Source organism: Alkanindiges illinoisensis DSM 15370 (assembly GCF_000619845.1).
GTDB classification, from domain to species: Bacteria; Pseudomonadota; Gammaproteobacteria; order Pseudomonadales; family Moraxellaceae; genus Alkanindiges; species Alkanindiges illinoisensis.
In genome coordinates, this window is the sequence record NZ_JHUX01000003.1 from 1,177,160 (window position 1) to 1,191,189 (window position 14,030).

Annotated in this window: 14 protein-coding genes; all 14 read right to left on the reverse strand. The window is 46.1% G+C overall.

What is annotated here, in order from left to right; genetic code table 11:
* Positions 1–29: 29 nt before the first annotated feature.
* The 14 genes from Q337_RS0105935 to gspL all read right to left on the reverse strand — a co-directional run bounded on the left by Q337_RS0105935 (position 30) and on the right by gspL (position 13,960).
* On the reverse strand, positions 30–446 hold the full coding sequence (locus Q337_RS0105935; protein WP_026470813.1) for a hypothetical protein: 417 nt from the start codon (positions 444–446) through the stop codon (positions 30–32).
* A 430-nt stretch (positions 447–876) separates the two neighbouring features.
* A complete protein-coding gene (locus Q337_RS0105940; RefSeq protein WP_026470814.1) occupies positions 877–1,086 on the reverse strand; it encodes a hypothetical protein in 210 nt (69 codons plus the stop codon).
* 149 nt (positions 1,087–1,235) lie between these two features.
* Positions 1,236–4,076, reverse strand: a complete 2,841-nt coding sequence (gene rapA / locus Q337_RS0105945; protein ID WP_026470815.1) for an RNA polymerase-associated protein RapA — start codon at positions 4,074–4,076, stop codon at positions 1,236–1,238.
* Between the two features lie 186 nt (positions 4,077–4,262).
* Entirely contained in the window at positions 4,263–4,904 is a 642-nt protein-coding gene (locus Q337_RS0105950; RefSeq protein ID WP_026470816.1) for an RluA family pseudouridine synthase, read from the reverse strand.
* Between the two features lie 73 nt (positions 4,905–4,977).
* Positions 4,978–5,397: a type II toxin-antitoxin system VapC family toxin gene (locus Q337_RS0105955; protein ID WP_026470817.1), complete on the reverse strand. Its 420-nt coding sequence runs from the start codon at positions 5,395–5,397 to the stop codon at positions 4,978–4,980.
* Entirely contained in the window at positions 5,397–5,639 is a 243-nt protein-coding gene (locus Q337_RS0105960) for a type II toxin-antitoxin system Phd/YefM family antitoxin (RefSeq protein WP_026470818.1), read from the reverse strand. Before Q337_RS0105960 ends, Q337_RS0105955 begins: the two co-directional genes overlap by 1 nt.
* Before the next feature lie 193 nt (positions 5,640–5,832).
* Positions 5,833–7,137: a glutamate-1-semialdehyde 2,1-aminomutase gene (gene hemL, locus Q337_RS0105965; RefSeq protein ID WP_026470819.1), complete on the reverse strand. Its 1,305-nt coding sequence runs from the start codon at positions 7,135–7,137 to the stop codon at positions 5,833–5,835.
* A gap of 217 nt (positions 7,138–7,354) precedes the next feature.
* A complete protein-coding gene (locus Q337_RS0105970) occupies positions 7,355–7,975 on the reverse strand; it encodes a DUF2939 domain-containing protein (RefSeq protein ID WP_169733742.1) in 621 nt (206 codons plus the stop codon).
* A 108-nt stretch (positions 7,976–8,083) separates the two neighbouring features.
* Positions 8,084–8,713 (reverse strand): thiamine phosphate synthase, encoded by a 630-nt coding sequence (gene thiE, locus Q337_RS0105975; RefSeq protein ID WP_026470821.1) that lies wholly within the window; start codon positions 8,711–8,713, stop codon positions 8,084–8,086.
* A gap of 179 nt (positions 8,714–8,892) precedes the next feature.
* A complete protein-coding gene (gene purF / locus Q337_RS0105980) occupies positions 8,893–10,437 on the reverse strand; it encodes an amidophosphoribosyltransferase (RefSeq protein WP_026470822.1) in 1,545 nt (514 codons plus the stop codon).
* A 68-nt stretch (positions 10,438–10,505) separates the two neighbouring features.
* On the reverse strand, positions 10,506–11,105 hold the full coding sequence (locus Q337_RS0105985) for a CvpA family protein (protein ID WP_026470823.1): 600 nt from the start codon (positions 11,103–11,105) through the stop codon (positions 10,506–10,508).
* 6 nt (positions 11,106–11,111) lie between these two features.
* The gene (locus tag Q337_RS0105990) at positions 11,112–12,122 is read right to left on the reverse strand and encodes a quinone-dependent dihydroorotate dehydrogenase (protein WP_026470824.1); all 1,011 of its coding nucleotides are present in this window, start codon (positions 12,120–12,122) and stop codon (positions 11,112–11,114) included.
* A gap of 186 nt (positions 12,123–12,308) precedes the next feature.
* Positions 12,309–12,797 carry a type II secretion system protein GspM gene (gene gspM / locus Q337_RS0105995; protein WP_026470825.1) on the reverse strand — a complete coding sequence of 163 codons (489 nt, stop codon included), beginning with the start codon at positions 12,795–12,797 and terminating at the stop codon, positions 12,309–12,311.
* Positions 12,794–13,960 (reverse strand): type II secretion system protein GspL, encoded by a 1,167-nt coding sequence (gspL, locus tag Q337_RS0106000; RefSeq protein ID WP_026470826.1) that lies wholly within the window; start codon positions 13,958–13,960, stop codon positions 12,794–12,796. Before gspL ends, gspM begins: the two co-directional genes overlap by 4 nt.
* Between the last annotated feature and the right edge of the window lie 70 nt (positions 13,961–14,030).

Genomic DNA, 14,030 nt, shown 5'->3' on the forward strand with positions numbered 1-14,030 from the left:
TTTTATGTGGCTGTAATTTTGACTTGTAATTACATATCCTGTGCTGGCACTTCCCCGGCAACATTGGCTTCGGGTAAGGCGGAGCGATCCTCATCTTCCCGCGCCGTAGGACTTGGAGTGGAGGTGGCAAGGCCCGTGATTTCTTCCAGCTCTTCTTCATTGGTATCAATCAGGTCATCAATATCCATTTCTTCCAGCCCGCCAACCGGATCATTGGCAACGGTTTCATCATAACCCGCATCAGTGGAATCTGGGGCAGCATTACTGTTTGCACCACGATCTGCATTATTTGATTCAGAATTGTCACGGTTATTGACGGTAAATTCTGGTGGGATATCAGTTAATGCACTGTCCTGACCTTTAGCATCCTGAAGGATATCCTGTTTGGCATCATGTTCTGCCTGCTGGTTTTTATTGGCTGAATTCGTTTGATTTGAATTTGTCATTGACCTACTCCGAAATTTTGAGATAGGTCTAAACTAATATTTTTATGAATAAGTGATAAGACAAGAATTGCGACGATGAGACGGGTTTATGTAAGCATGATTACGTTGTGTAAAATATATCAGAAAATTTAAGTGAAGAAATTATTCTAATAATTAGACTATTAATTTGGAATTTCTTTAGTCAAAGTTTTCCGAACTATGTATGAGAATTTCTCATCATTAACATCGATTGATTAAAATTTTTTCTATTTTTATTAAGAGAAATGAAATTTGGGCTACAAGCATAATTTAAATCATGAAATTGTACATTGTCATCTTCTCAACCACACACCCGAAAAATTTCAAAAGTGCCAAATGACTCTTCAGTTAAAGTTAACATTTACAGCAAAGACAGGGATAAGCCATTGTTGACTTTCTCTACTATTGGTTATTATCGATCTTCTATCTCCTGCTTTATATTATCCGGTAACCATTCCCACACTACATGATAGTAAATTTGTTTTAGTTCAGGATAAATCTTTATAGCAAAATCATTAACCTCACTATAATGATAAGGCTGATGAAAAAATTCATTCATTTTTTCGATGAGGTTATACACTCGCTTTATTTCCTCAACATTTACCTCAACTTTAGCCGACATAGATTTCACCTTATAAAAATTTGAGCTTTGATTTCCCTTAAGCTTATCATTTATAAAATCGTTCTGATGCGATACCACATTACTTTTTCAATTCATTAACTATAAAAAAAGCCTGCATCAGCAAGCTTTTTCTTTAAAATTTTAACAACCTACTTCATGGCGACCATTACCCGAATGGAATCCGGCACCAGTGAGAGCTGCTCCAGCAACTGTACGCCCTGTGCCTGCTGTTCTTTCAGGCGCTCCAGTTCATCTTCACGAATGCTGGGGTTATGCTCTTTCAGATAAGTCAGGCGATCAATTTCCTGTTGCAAACGATCATTATAACGCTTACGTGCGGTTTCACTAAAGCTTTGCACTTGTGCCTTGGCCAGTTGCTCGGCCTGCTTGTAGCGCTCTTCAATGACTTCGCGGCGCAGTTTTACTACCTGACGCGCATTGTTCATATCCAGACGATGCACATACGGATGCAGCATGGCAGAATTAATCTTGGCGGACAAATCCTGTCCATTTTCATTCAGCAATACCCGAATAAGCTGTTGCGGCAAACTGGCAGCCAGATTCAGTACTTTGGGTGCAATCACTTCTACCCGAAACCACATTTCCAGCATCAGGCTACCTTGTGGAATTGCCGCGCTTTTCAGCACTGTAACACTGGTATTACCAAACGACTGGGTATGTACCATTTCAAAGATGCTGTTGGTAAACGGATGTTCCAGCGTAATATACTGGGCATCTTCCCGGTGCTGCGCCTGCTCACGCGAGAAGGTGGCCGTCATGCCCTCTTCATCCAGCAACAAACCTTCCACCTGCATCTGATCAGAAGGGCGGATAATCAGCGTACCATCACTTTGTTCTTCATAGTCAATATTGGTGGCTGCCAGAAAGCGTGTCATAAAGTCAGGTAATGGATTTTGCTCATCCTGATCTTCCAGCGCCTTGACAATCCGTGCAGCGACTTTGGGCCGGCAGGAATTAAATTCCAGCAGACGGTCACGCCCAGCCTGTAATTCATCTTCCAGCGCCACACGCTCGCTGTTCACCTGTTCCAGCAGGTCTTCAAACATTTGTCCTTGATCACTCAACAGACAATCTTTTAATTCAACAATATGATTTTCCTGCAAGGTTTGCGCAGTTGGTGAAATATTGCTGAAAATATTCAAGGCTTCGTTGTACCAGCGGAACATGCGCTCCTGAGCAGTACCCACAAAATAGGGCACATGAATCCGTATGCGGTTTTGCTGGCCAATACGATCCAGACGTCCAATCCGTTGTTCCAGCACATCAGGGTTGGCAGGCAGATCAAATAAAATCAGGTCACTGGCAAACTGGAAGTTACGGCCTTCCGAGCCAATTTCCGAACACAGCAGGATTTGTGCACCATAGCCTTCTTCAGCAAAATACGCTGCGGCCTGATCACGTTCCAGCAGGCTCATACCCTCATGGAACATGGCCGTACGAATGCCGCCATGAATACGTAATGCAGTTTCCAGTGATTCTACCACTGGACCACTACGGGCAATCAGCAGCACTTTTTTGTGTTTTAAATCTTTGCGCAGAATATCCATCAGCCATGGCAGGCGTGCATCATGTTCCATCCACGAGCCATCCAGCATGGTTTCTTCAAACCACATTTGTTCACGCAGTTTGCCAGTCAACGGCCAGTGCTCAGGTGCAGGTAGTGCTGCTGGAATGCAGTCACGACCCGGAAAACCGGAAATGGCCTCCCGGGTATTGCGGAACAAAATCCGGCCTGTGCCGTGACGGTCTAGCAGTTCATTAATGGCACGATAGCGCGCCTCACTATCCTGCTCCACTTCATGGCCGAGCAGCTCAACCAGAACCTCTTGATGCTGTTCATTTAATGGCTCATCAGACATAAGCACTTCAGCAATTTGTGCAGTCTGGCTGTATTGCGCTTCTTCTTCCAGAAAATGATCCAGCGTGTCAAAGCGCTGTGGGTCCAGCAAACGCAAACGGGCAAAATGGCTATCTACACCCAGTTGCTCCGGGGTTGCTGTCAGCAATAAGACACCCGGCGTTTGATTGGCAAATTCTTCAACTAAATCATAGCGGTCATTGCCAATACCTTCACCTGTTTCCGGGTCTTCATGCCAGGTTAAATGGTGCGCCTCGTCAATCACCAGCAAGTCAAAGCCAGCATCCAAAGCCTGCTGTTTGAGGTCTTCGTGATCCAGCAGCAAATCAATGCTGGCAATGATGCATTGCTCGGTTAAAAATGGATTGGCATCTTCATCGTGTTCTTTGATCGATGCAGTGCGCGTCAGGTCAAACAGGGAAAATTGCAGATTGAAACGGCGGCGCATTTCAATCATCCACTGGTACTGCAAGGAATCCGGCACCAGAATTAAAATGCGTTCGCTACGCCCGGTTTGCAGTTGCTGATGAATAATCAGGCCAGCTTCAATGGTTTTACCAAGACCGACTTCATCGGCAAGCAACACACGCGGTGCCAGACGGCGGCCCACTTCATGGGCAATATATAACTGGTGGGGAATCAAGCCAACACGTGGGCCAAGTAAGCCACGCAACGGACTAATCGCCATACGGCTTTGCATGAGCAAGGCTTCAATGCGCAAGTCATACCATTCTTTGGATTCAATCTGGCTGGCCAGCAAACGATCCAGCGGACGCGCCAGCTGGATATTGGCACCCAGCCGGGTTTCATTCATGCTTTTACGCTGTTCACCTGCTGGGCAAACCACGTCATAACGAATGACGCCACGTACATTTTCAACGCCTTCAACCTGCCATTCCTGCCCTTCCTGATCGGTAAACCAGTCACCCTGCTTAAACAGGATACGGGATAGCGGCGCATTGGCCCGGGCATACACGCGCGTTTCATCGCTTTTGGGGAATAAAATGCTAATGGTACGTTCATCGACATCGACCAAAACGCCTAAGCCAAGTTCTGACTCTGTGTCTGATAACCAACGTTGTCCAATGGCAAAATCTTGCAATTCATTCACCTTATCGTTTGCAATTATTACAGCACACGTATTTACTGCCCAATGATTTGAAGCCCAAATCGTGCGGCGCGCATTCTCTCATATCTGCTGTGCGTTGTGCTTGAGTTTTTGTATAAAACTCACCCGTAAAGCTGTTTTATAAACTATTCCTGCGGGAAAGACAGACAAAAGCAACAAGTCAGTTGATTAAAATGGTGCTGGACAGAAAAAATTCAACTTGTCGCCTGTTACGGGATGAAAAAAAGACAACTGTTCAGCATGCAAACATAAGCGTGGCATCAGCTGACATGACTGTTCATCAGCATACAGTTCATCACCGACAATGGCATGTCCCAGATACTGCATGTGTACCCGCAACTGATGGGAGCGCCCGGTAATAGGTGTTAATTTTACCCGGGTAACTGGCTGGTTATTAATTTCAAACTGCTCAACTGCCTGCCAGTGTGTCAAGGCAGGTTTATGATAAGCAGGATCAGCAATGTGTAAGGGTGGACGGGTTGGATCATAATTAACTGGCACATCCACACTACCCTCACCCGTTAAATGTCCACTCACCAGCGCATGATACTGTTTGTCAGTTTGGCGGTTTTGAAACTGCTTGGAGATATGGCTTTGCGCTGCTTTATTTAAGGCAAACACTAGAATACCTGAAGTATCACGGTCTAGACGGTGAATGAGTAAGGCATTGGGTTCTTCTACAAGCAAACGGTTAATGACGCAATCGCTCAGATCGCCTTTGCCCGGTACACTGAGCAATCCAGCAGGTTTGTTGATAACAATAAAATGTTCATCGCGGTGGATGAGCGTTTGCTGTAAAAAATTGGGCATATATAAAATCAGAAGCTCTCAAAATAGCTAAATGGCTTATCACAAATTGTTGTTAGTAACATCAAGGGACAAATTAAATTTGCCACGGATTTAATAAGCTAACCCCAGTTTGCTTAAAATCATTAATATTCCGGGTAACAACTGTCATGCCTTGTGTTATGGCGGTTGCTGCAATTAAAGCATCACGTTCAGAGCGTGGATCTGGCACATGTAAGCGTGCACAGGCCAGAGCCACTTTGGTATCAATAGCCAGAATTCTCTTCTCAAAGGTAGGTAACACTTGTTGATCCAGCCATTGTCTTAATAGCTGGCCTTGCTGAAAATCACGGCGCTCAATTCTTAATACGCCTGTTTCCAGCTCCATAATACTAATGGCAGACACATAAAGCTCAGGAAGAGTGAGCCGATTTGCCCATTGTGCAAATTGAAGATCAGCCTTGCCAGTGTGGACTTTTCGCAGCTCGGAAATGACATTGGTATCCAGTAATAACATCAGTCAAAATCTACTGGCTTTAAGTATAGGCTGGTTTTTACAGTTTCAAAAACAATCTCGTCAGGGCAACTTAGCAACTCAGTAATTTTTGGCTGGGTACTCAACATTTTTTGGTATTCATCATAGCTCAGTAATACATGTGTAGGTTTGCCCCGCTCAGTAATAACAACTGGATCTTGCACGCTTTTGCGCTTGGCATAACCAATATCCTGATTAAATTCACGGCTGCTAATTTGAATCATGGTTCGCCTCCTAAATTTAATACCCGGGTTGCAATAATAAATTACGTAAGCCCGCTTGTAGTAATGTTACTACATTTTCAAGAAATGCAATAGAGAAGCGATTTTATTTTTTATATTTAAGGAGGAATTGCAGCAAATGCACCCAATTTGAAGGAACAGGTACATTTGCATTCTTTTTTTTATAAATAGTGACTTAAGCGGTCATCTCATTAAATACTTCTTTTGCAATACTAATGGTTTTCTCAATATCAGCATCATTATGCACACTGGAAATGAATCCGGCTTCAAAGGCTGAGGGTGCTAAGTAAACACCACGCTTGAGCATGCCATGGAAAAACTGCTTAAAGGCTTCAATATTGCAATGGGTCATGGCTTCAAAACTGGACAGGTCATTCGAATCGGTAAAATACAGACCAAACATGCCACCCACCGCTTGGGTTTTAAAAGCAATGCCAGCGTCATCTGCTGCCTGTTGCAAACCCGTCAGTAACTTGGCCAGTTTAGCCTCTAGTTGCTCATAAAAACCCGGCTGGGTCAGGTGCTTGAACATGGCAAGTCCTGCCCGCATGGCCAGTGGATTGCCAGACAATGTACCGGCCTGATACACCCCGCCCAAGGGCGCAATGCACTGCATGATTTCTTTTTTGCCACCAAATGCGCCAACAGGCAATCCTGCACCAATAATCTTGCCCAGTGTGGTGATGTCTGCCTGCACGCCATACCGCTGTTGTGCGCCGCCCAGTGCCACACGAAAGCCAGTCATCACTTCATCAATAATCAGTACGCTACCGGCTTTGTCGCACTCATCACGCAGGCATTGCAAAAAGCCTTCAACAGGAATCACCAGATTCATATTGCCCGCTACTGGCTCAACAATAATACCGGCAATTTCTGAACCAAATTCAGCAAAACAGCGCTGCACGGCTTCAATATCGTTATAAGGCAAAATAATGGTGTGTTTGGCAAAATCCTCTGGTACGCCTAAGGACGTAGGTACGCCAAGTGTTAACATGCCAGAACCGGATTTCACCAGTAAGGAATCAGCATGGCCGTGGTAGCAGCCTTCAAACTTGACGATCTTGTCGCGTCCGGTATATCCCCGCGCCAAACGAATGGCACTCATGCAGGCCTCAGTGCCGGAACTAGTCATACGGACCATTTCGATAGAAGGCATGATGTCACAAATTAAATCAGCCACGGTGGTTTCTGTGGGCGTGGGCGCACCAAAACTCAAGCCATCTGCGGCGGCCTGCTGTACAGCTGTGACGATATCCGGATGCGCATGGCCCAGAATCATTGGTCCCCAAGACCCGACATAATCAATATACCGTTTGCCTGCCGCATCCCACAAATAAGCGCCTTGGGCCTTGGTAATAAAAACTGGCGTACCGCCTACACCTTTAAATGCACGCACGGGCGAGTTTACACCGCCAGGAATATGCTGGTTTGCTGCTGCAAAAAGCTCAGCATTAGAAGTCGTTGATAAAGGCTGGGTCATACATTCACCACAAGGCAAGTCACCAAAAAAATACGCACATCTTATCCAAGGCCAGGCTTTTTAAGCATCCTGACCCATAAAATGAATGCGTTATAGGATGTGCGATACGAAAGCGTCAGTTTAACGCGAAAACATGCTACAAGCGTTGTGAAATGTTTAATTGAATACAGTTCACCCAATATAAAATTAAGAAAGAATAAATCTAAAACGAACAAAGCTAGGGCAAAATGATATTACTGAGTTTCCAGCCCAGTCCTGAACGGGTGAGCACATAGCGCACAGGCTGACGTTCAGGATGCTGCTGAACAATACTGAACTGGTTCATATTGTCAAAATGATATTGCCACTGTGCATGAGAATGTGTGGATTGTAATGCATGAATGGGATAAGCGCTTCTGGCTTGACTGGCCAGCGGCCTGCCCATTTGTACGTACTGATAATCTGTGGTGTTGTCATTAAGACCATCTTCAGCACCAGACCAGCCCTCAAGGTGTTTGAGGTCATTTTCAAAACTGCGGATATTGCTTACCAGTGTAATGATGGATGCAGGCGTTACGGTGCGATTCAACATACCATCAATGGCCTGATTGGCAATATTGTAAGTCAGGCTACCGAAAAAACTGCCATTCTGGCGCAAGGAGATTTTTTGCTCCAATTTGTCCTGCAACTGGGTTTTAAGGTTGCGCTTTAACAGGGCAAAATCAATGTAATCTGCCAGCTCATCACTACTTTTTTGCTCAACTGCCTGTTTAATTTGATAAACCGTGTAGTAGGGACTTACGATCTGCCAGACAATAAAAGCCAGAAAGACTAAAACAGCAGTCCACTGCTTTTTCATATCCATTAACCACTCGTTATACCAACAAGTGAACCAGCCTAACCAATAACACGTGTTCACAGATTTCTTTTTTTGTGTAGGTTTGTGTTAAACAGTGTAACCAAGCAGTTAATTTTCTAGCAGTGAGGTCCGTAATAGAGCTTGCCATGCTTTAACACGTTGTGCTACCTGATCCATGTCAAGATTAAGGACATCTCCGACCACTGCATACAAGTCGATATTCAGGTTTATCAGTGGCTGGCTGTTTTCCACTGTCAGCCCGCCAATTACACAGATGGGCAACTCAAACTCTGCCTTGGCTTGCTGTAAAGTTGCCAGACTAACACGCTGCGCATTGGGCTTGGTGGATGAAGGAAATACTGCCCCAAAGGCCAGATAATTGGCTCCTTCTATGGCAGCTTGCTGGGCCAGTTCAAGTGAATCATGGCAAGTTCTGCCAATAATCGCCTTTGTTCCAAGTTGCGCTCTGGCTTCAGTCAGCGAACCATCCCCCTGCCCCAGATGCAAGCCGCAAGCAAACTGTCGCGCCAGTGCCAGATTATCATTAATAATTAAAGACACCTGAAATTGCTGGCAAAGTTTCAGTAGTGTTTCAATTTCTCTAACTTGCTGTACAGGCATTACCTGTTTTCTACGGTACTGAATTAATGCAATAGGGCCACTTTGCAGTGCAATATGCAGTTTTTGATACAGCACATCAAATGCATCGTCATTGGTAATTAAATACAGTCCGCGCATTAGGGTATTTTCCTTATTACAGGAATATAAGCCTGTAAAAATTGATAAATTAGCTGCATAAAAAAGCGCAGTAGTGATGCAATGCCTTAACAACAGTGTTAACTGTGTTTGGCAAAGCTCCACCCTGCGCTTTTAAAACACCGCTGCTTTTAAAGCAATGGTTGAATTCCCGTGTTAAATCAGGCTTCTTCTTTAATACCTGTCATATCCACTGGGGTATTTTCAGAAGACACATCAATCACAGCACTTTTGACTGCAATCTTGGCCTTATCATTACGGCGCGCTTCCAGTCGATCCAGATAGCCGTCATCAATGCCTTTGGTAACATAAACGCCATTAAATACCGAACAGTCAAATTCCTGTACTGGCGACTTACGGCTTTTAGTGGCTTCAATCAGGTCTTCCAGATCCTGGAAAATCAGGCGATCTGCACCAATAATTGTGCGCACTTCTTCAACACTATGGCCGGATGCAATCAGCTCACTCTTGGCTGGCATATCAATGCCATACACGTTAGGGAACTTAACCGGCGGCGCAGCAGATGCAAAGAATACCTTGGTCGCACCAGACTCACGGGCCATCTGGATAATTTCATGGCAGGTGGTTCCGCGCACAATCGAATCATCCACCAGCAATACATTCTTGCCTTTAAATTCAAGGTCAACCGGATTTAGCTTCTGGCGCACTGACTTCTTGCGCTGCTGCTGGCCCGGCATAATGAATGTTCGGCCAATGTAGCGGTTTTTCATGAAGCCTTCACGGAACTTCACACCCAGATGATTGGCCAGTTCCAGCGCTGCGGTACGACTGGTGTCCGGAATCGGAATCACCACATCAATGTCATGGTTTTCGCCCCATTCACGCAAAATTTTCTGGGCCAGTTTTTCACCCATGCGCAAACGTGATTTATACACCGAAATACCATCAATAATGGAATCCGGACGGGCAAAATAGACAAACTCGAAAATGCAAGGTGCGTAGCGGAACTCCTTAGCACACTGCTTGGTAAAAATCTGGTTATCCGAGTTAATGAAAATGGCTTCACCGGGGGCTACGTCACGAATAACCTTAAAACCTAATGAGGTTAGCGCTACCGATTCCGAAGCAATCATGTATTCAACACCGCCCGCTTCGTTCAGGCGCATGCCATAGGTTAATGGACGGATACCATTAGGGTCACGAAAACCCAGCAAGCCATGACCAGTAATCATGGCAACTACCGCATAAGCACCTTCACAGCGCTGATGTACCCGGGAAACTGCTTCAAAAATATCATTTTCACCAGGAATTTCTTTGCCTAAAGCCTGTAGCTCATGGGCAAATACATTGAGCAGCACTTCAGAGTCTGAATCAGTATTGATATGACGCAAATCTGTTTTAAACAGGTCTTTGCTGATTTCAATGGCGTTGGTCAGGTTGCCATTGTGTGCCAGTGTAATCCCATAAGGTGAGTTCACATAAAATGGCTGGGCTTCGGCACTACTGGACGAACCAGCAGTGGGATAGCGCACATGCCCAATCCCGAAATTACCCGCCAGACGCATCATGTGACGTGTATGAAATACATCACGCACCATGCCGTTTTCCTTGCGTAAAAACAGGCGACCATCCTGGCAGGTCACAATTCCGGCGGCATCCTGTCCGCGATGCTGTAACATGGTTAAGGCATCATATAACGTTTGGTTGACTGGCGCTAAACCGGCAACACCAACGACTCCACACATAGCGACCTCGCAGACAGGCTAGGTAAATAAGCTGATTGAATCAATCAGCTAGACAAACAAGAGATAAATCAGGAAAACGGATTAGGCACTGTGTCGGCAGCATCACGGCGGCCTACGTTGTGCTCGTACTGGTCAATCGGCTCGGTAGACAACTCTGGTTCTTCACCAGCATCATGGGATTTTACTTCATCCCACACGTGTCCTGCTACATGTTCCGACATTTCAACAGCCATTGGCGCATAAGGTGACAATAGCGATACCATTCTGGATTTTTGCCAATAGGGTGATTCAGCCACCCAGGGTCCCAGCAACTGGATCGAAATCATTAAAATCAGGGAACCTTTGGCAGCCCCAAAAATACCCCCTGCTGCCTGTTCGGTTAAACCGAGCTTTAGGGCTTTAAGCAAGCGACGCAATACATTGCCAATTATAGCTGTCACAAACAGCACCAATGCCGCAATCGTGGCAAACGCCGCAATTTTCTGCACGACAGGATCATGCGTCAGGACAGAAAAACTGGGAGCCAGGGTTTGTGCAAAACGGCTACCCAGTACGAGTGCCAATAGCCAGCCAATCAGACTGGTTAGGGAGCGAATCAGGCCACGTTGTAGCCCTGTCCATGTTGCCCACATGATGATCACCACACTGGCGATATCCAGATAATTCATAATGTGTTAGCGCACCGCTTTAACACAGTCATTAATGAGGTCTGGACCCTGATAAATCAAGCCGCTATACAACTGCACCAAGGATGCGCCAGCATCCATCTTGGTCTTGGCCTGATCACCGTTTAAAATTCCGCCTACCCCGATCAAGGGGATACGTCCCTGCAAATGCGCTGCAAATGCTGTCAAACATTCGGTACTTCGGTCAAAGACCGGGGCACCCGACAAGCCACCAGCCTCATCTCCATGCGGCAGTTCAGCAACGCCATCACGGGACAAGGTAGTATTGGTGGTAATCAGGCCATCAATTTTGAAGCGGATCAACTGCGCACTAATAAACGCAATATCTTCCGGGCTTAGATCCGGAGCAACCTTAAGTACCAATGGTACATAATGACGGTGTTTTTCAGCCAGATAAAGTTGTCGCTGTTTTAATTGCTGTAATAAATCGGTTAAGGCATCACCACTTTGCAGGCTACGCAAGCCTTTTGTATTGGGTGAAGAAATATTAACCGTGACATAAGAGGCGTAGGGATAAACCTTATCCAGGCAAATCAGGTAATCATCCACTGCTTTTTCAACAGGCGTATCTGCATTTTTGCCGATATTAATGCCCAGCACCCCTTTGTATCTGGCTGCCCTGACATTTTCAACCAGCTTGTCCACCCCGTCATTATTAAAACCCATACGGTTAATAATGGCTTTGGCCTGTGGCAAACGGAACAAACGCGGATGCGGATTACCAGACTGCGGGCGTGGCGTGATAGTGCCAATTTCAATAAAACCAAAACCCAGTGCGGCCAGCGCATCAATATAATCGCCATTTTTATCCAGACCAGCGGCAAGCCCCACGGGATTATCAAAAGTAATTCCCATGCAGGTAACAGGCTGGTTAATTTTTGGATATAGTCGGGATAGCAGTCCGGTTTTTTCGGCCAGCTTGAGCGAGCTTAGCGTTGCATGATGTGCACGTTCAGGATCAAGGGCAAACAGGGCTGGACGTGTAAACTGATAGAGCATGAACAAAACAGGCTGGGTGCGAGAAAGCGCAATTATAACTGTCTCGCCGTTCAGTTGCTACCTATTGACCTTAAAACACGTGGTAAAAAGCAAGCTATTGCAGGAATTTATCAGGCCAATACCATCTGGCCCAATTTATCGACCCTGTTATTGTGCATTTAAAATCTGCATTTAAGACAAGATGGGCTAGCCCTGTTTCAACGAGGCCTTTAACTGCAACTCACCGGATGAATTCTGGCTGATATCCAGTTGCTGGATACTCACGCCCTGCTCAGCCAGCCGCGATAGCCACGTTCCCAGCACTGCAAAATTCTGATGCACCACACTCACCTGCACCTGATCACCCGCAGGCATTTGCGACACGGTCAAACCCTGATTTTGTGCTGTGGTTTGTATGATCATGTTCAAAGGCATCTGGTCGCCCTGGGACTGGCGAATATTGGGCGCCTGAGAGCGCATCCACAGCAGTAGCTCGCGTTCTTCAGTGGCCTGGGTTTGAGCCTTGTCGGCTGCCTTGTGTAATGCCCAAATGCTATAACCAATTATGGTAACGATTAGAAATATCGTCAGGATAATCAGTGCAAAGCGGTCACGTGGTGAAAGCTGATCCAGTCGCTGCTGTAACTGGGCAACGCGCTGATTAAAACGCTGGTTAAAATTAGTTGCCAAACTCATAATTGCACCCGAATTAAACCTGATACCTGTCCATTGGCCGGATTCACTGATCCAAGTTCAGCGTTTAAACCCTGATCGCTAAGCTGGGAGCGCAAGGATTCCAGCGCAGGCAAACCACTGGCATTCACTGTTAGCTCTAGCACATTGTCACGATATTGCACCTGACTGGCAGGCAAATTGGCCTGCTGTAATAATGGCCCTACCCGGCTAATCAGCGACAGCGCGGTTAAATCCATCGTGCTATTGCTTTGCAGGTGTGCTTCGAACTGTCTTTTCAGGTTAACAATCCGTCGCTCCTCTGGAAACCAGCTTTGGAACTGCTGCACCGCCATCGCATGGGTTTGCTCAGCTATTTTGTGATAGCGCCATGTTCGCACCCCATCATAAACCATCTGTACCAGCAAGGTTGCTACCAGCACCGCAGCAATTGCTGGCCAGTACCCGGACAACTGGGCTTTGGCCTTTGGCAACACATTAAATGGATGACGAATATATTGAGCATCTGTTAGCGGTGCCGGGGTCGTTTCCCATGCATACAAACCCACTGCCAGACCAGCAATGCCCTCAATGGCCAGCTGATCCTGCTCATTCGGCTGGCCCCAGATGTTAAGCTGTACCAGTTCCGGCAGGTAATCCAGCAAAATGGTCAGGTCGTCAGCACAATAGGCCACATAATCACTCACGCGCAAAATGCGCTGTTGCTGGTGAATAATCAGCTGGGCTTCATTGAGAATAGTAGGTGCTGGAACCAGTAAAAAATCCGGTAGTAAGGCCTGAATGCGCCATACGCCCAGTGCCATGATATTTTGGTACTGCCCTACCAGACTAGTAGGTAAAGCCATAATATTGACGTGTTCACTTTCATCAACCAGACTGGTATCCAGTTGATAATGTACCGCCAGTTGATCTATAGGCAATAATGCATATTCTTCCAGCAAATAACGCACGCCTGTTGGCCCAATCTGGCGCAACTGCTGGCGGGTCATGGGCTGACGTAAAATCTGGGTGCTGCTGGTTGGAAAAAAGACAATAGCTTCTTTCTGGTTTTCTGTTGCTGTAGCCTGAAGCAGTTCATCCCAGTTGGCTGCAGTTTGCCAGACATCAGTGGCATTAACACGCCAGCGCCAGGCAGCATCACCTTCTGGCATCCATAAATACAGCATGGGTTATTTTTCCCTGATTTTAATATCGCAATTGTTGTGTCAGTTCAGTGTGACAGCACCTTGCGCCATC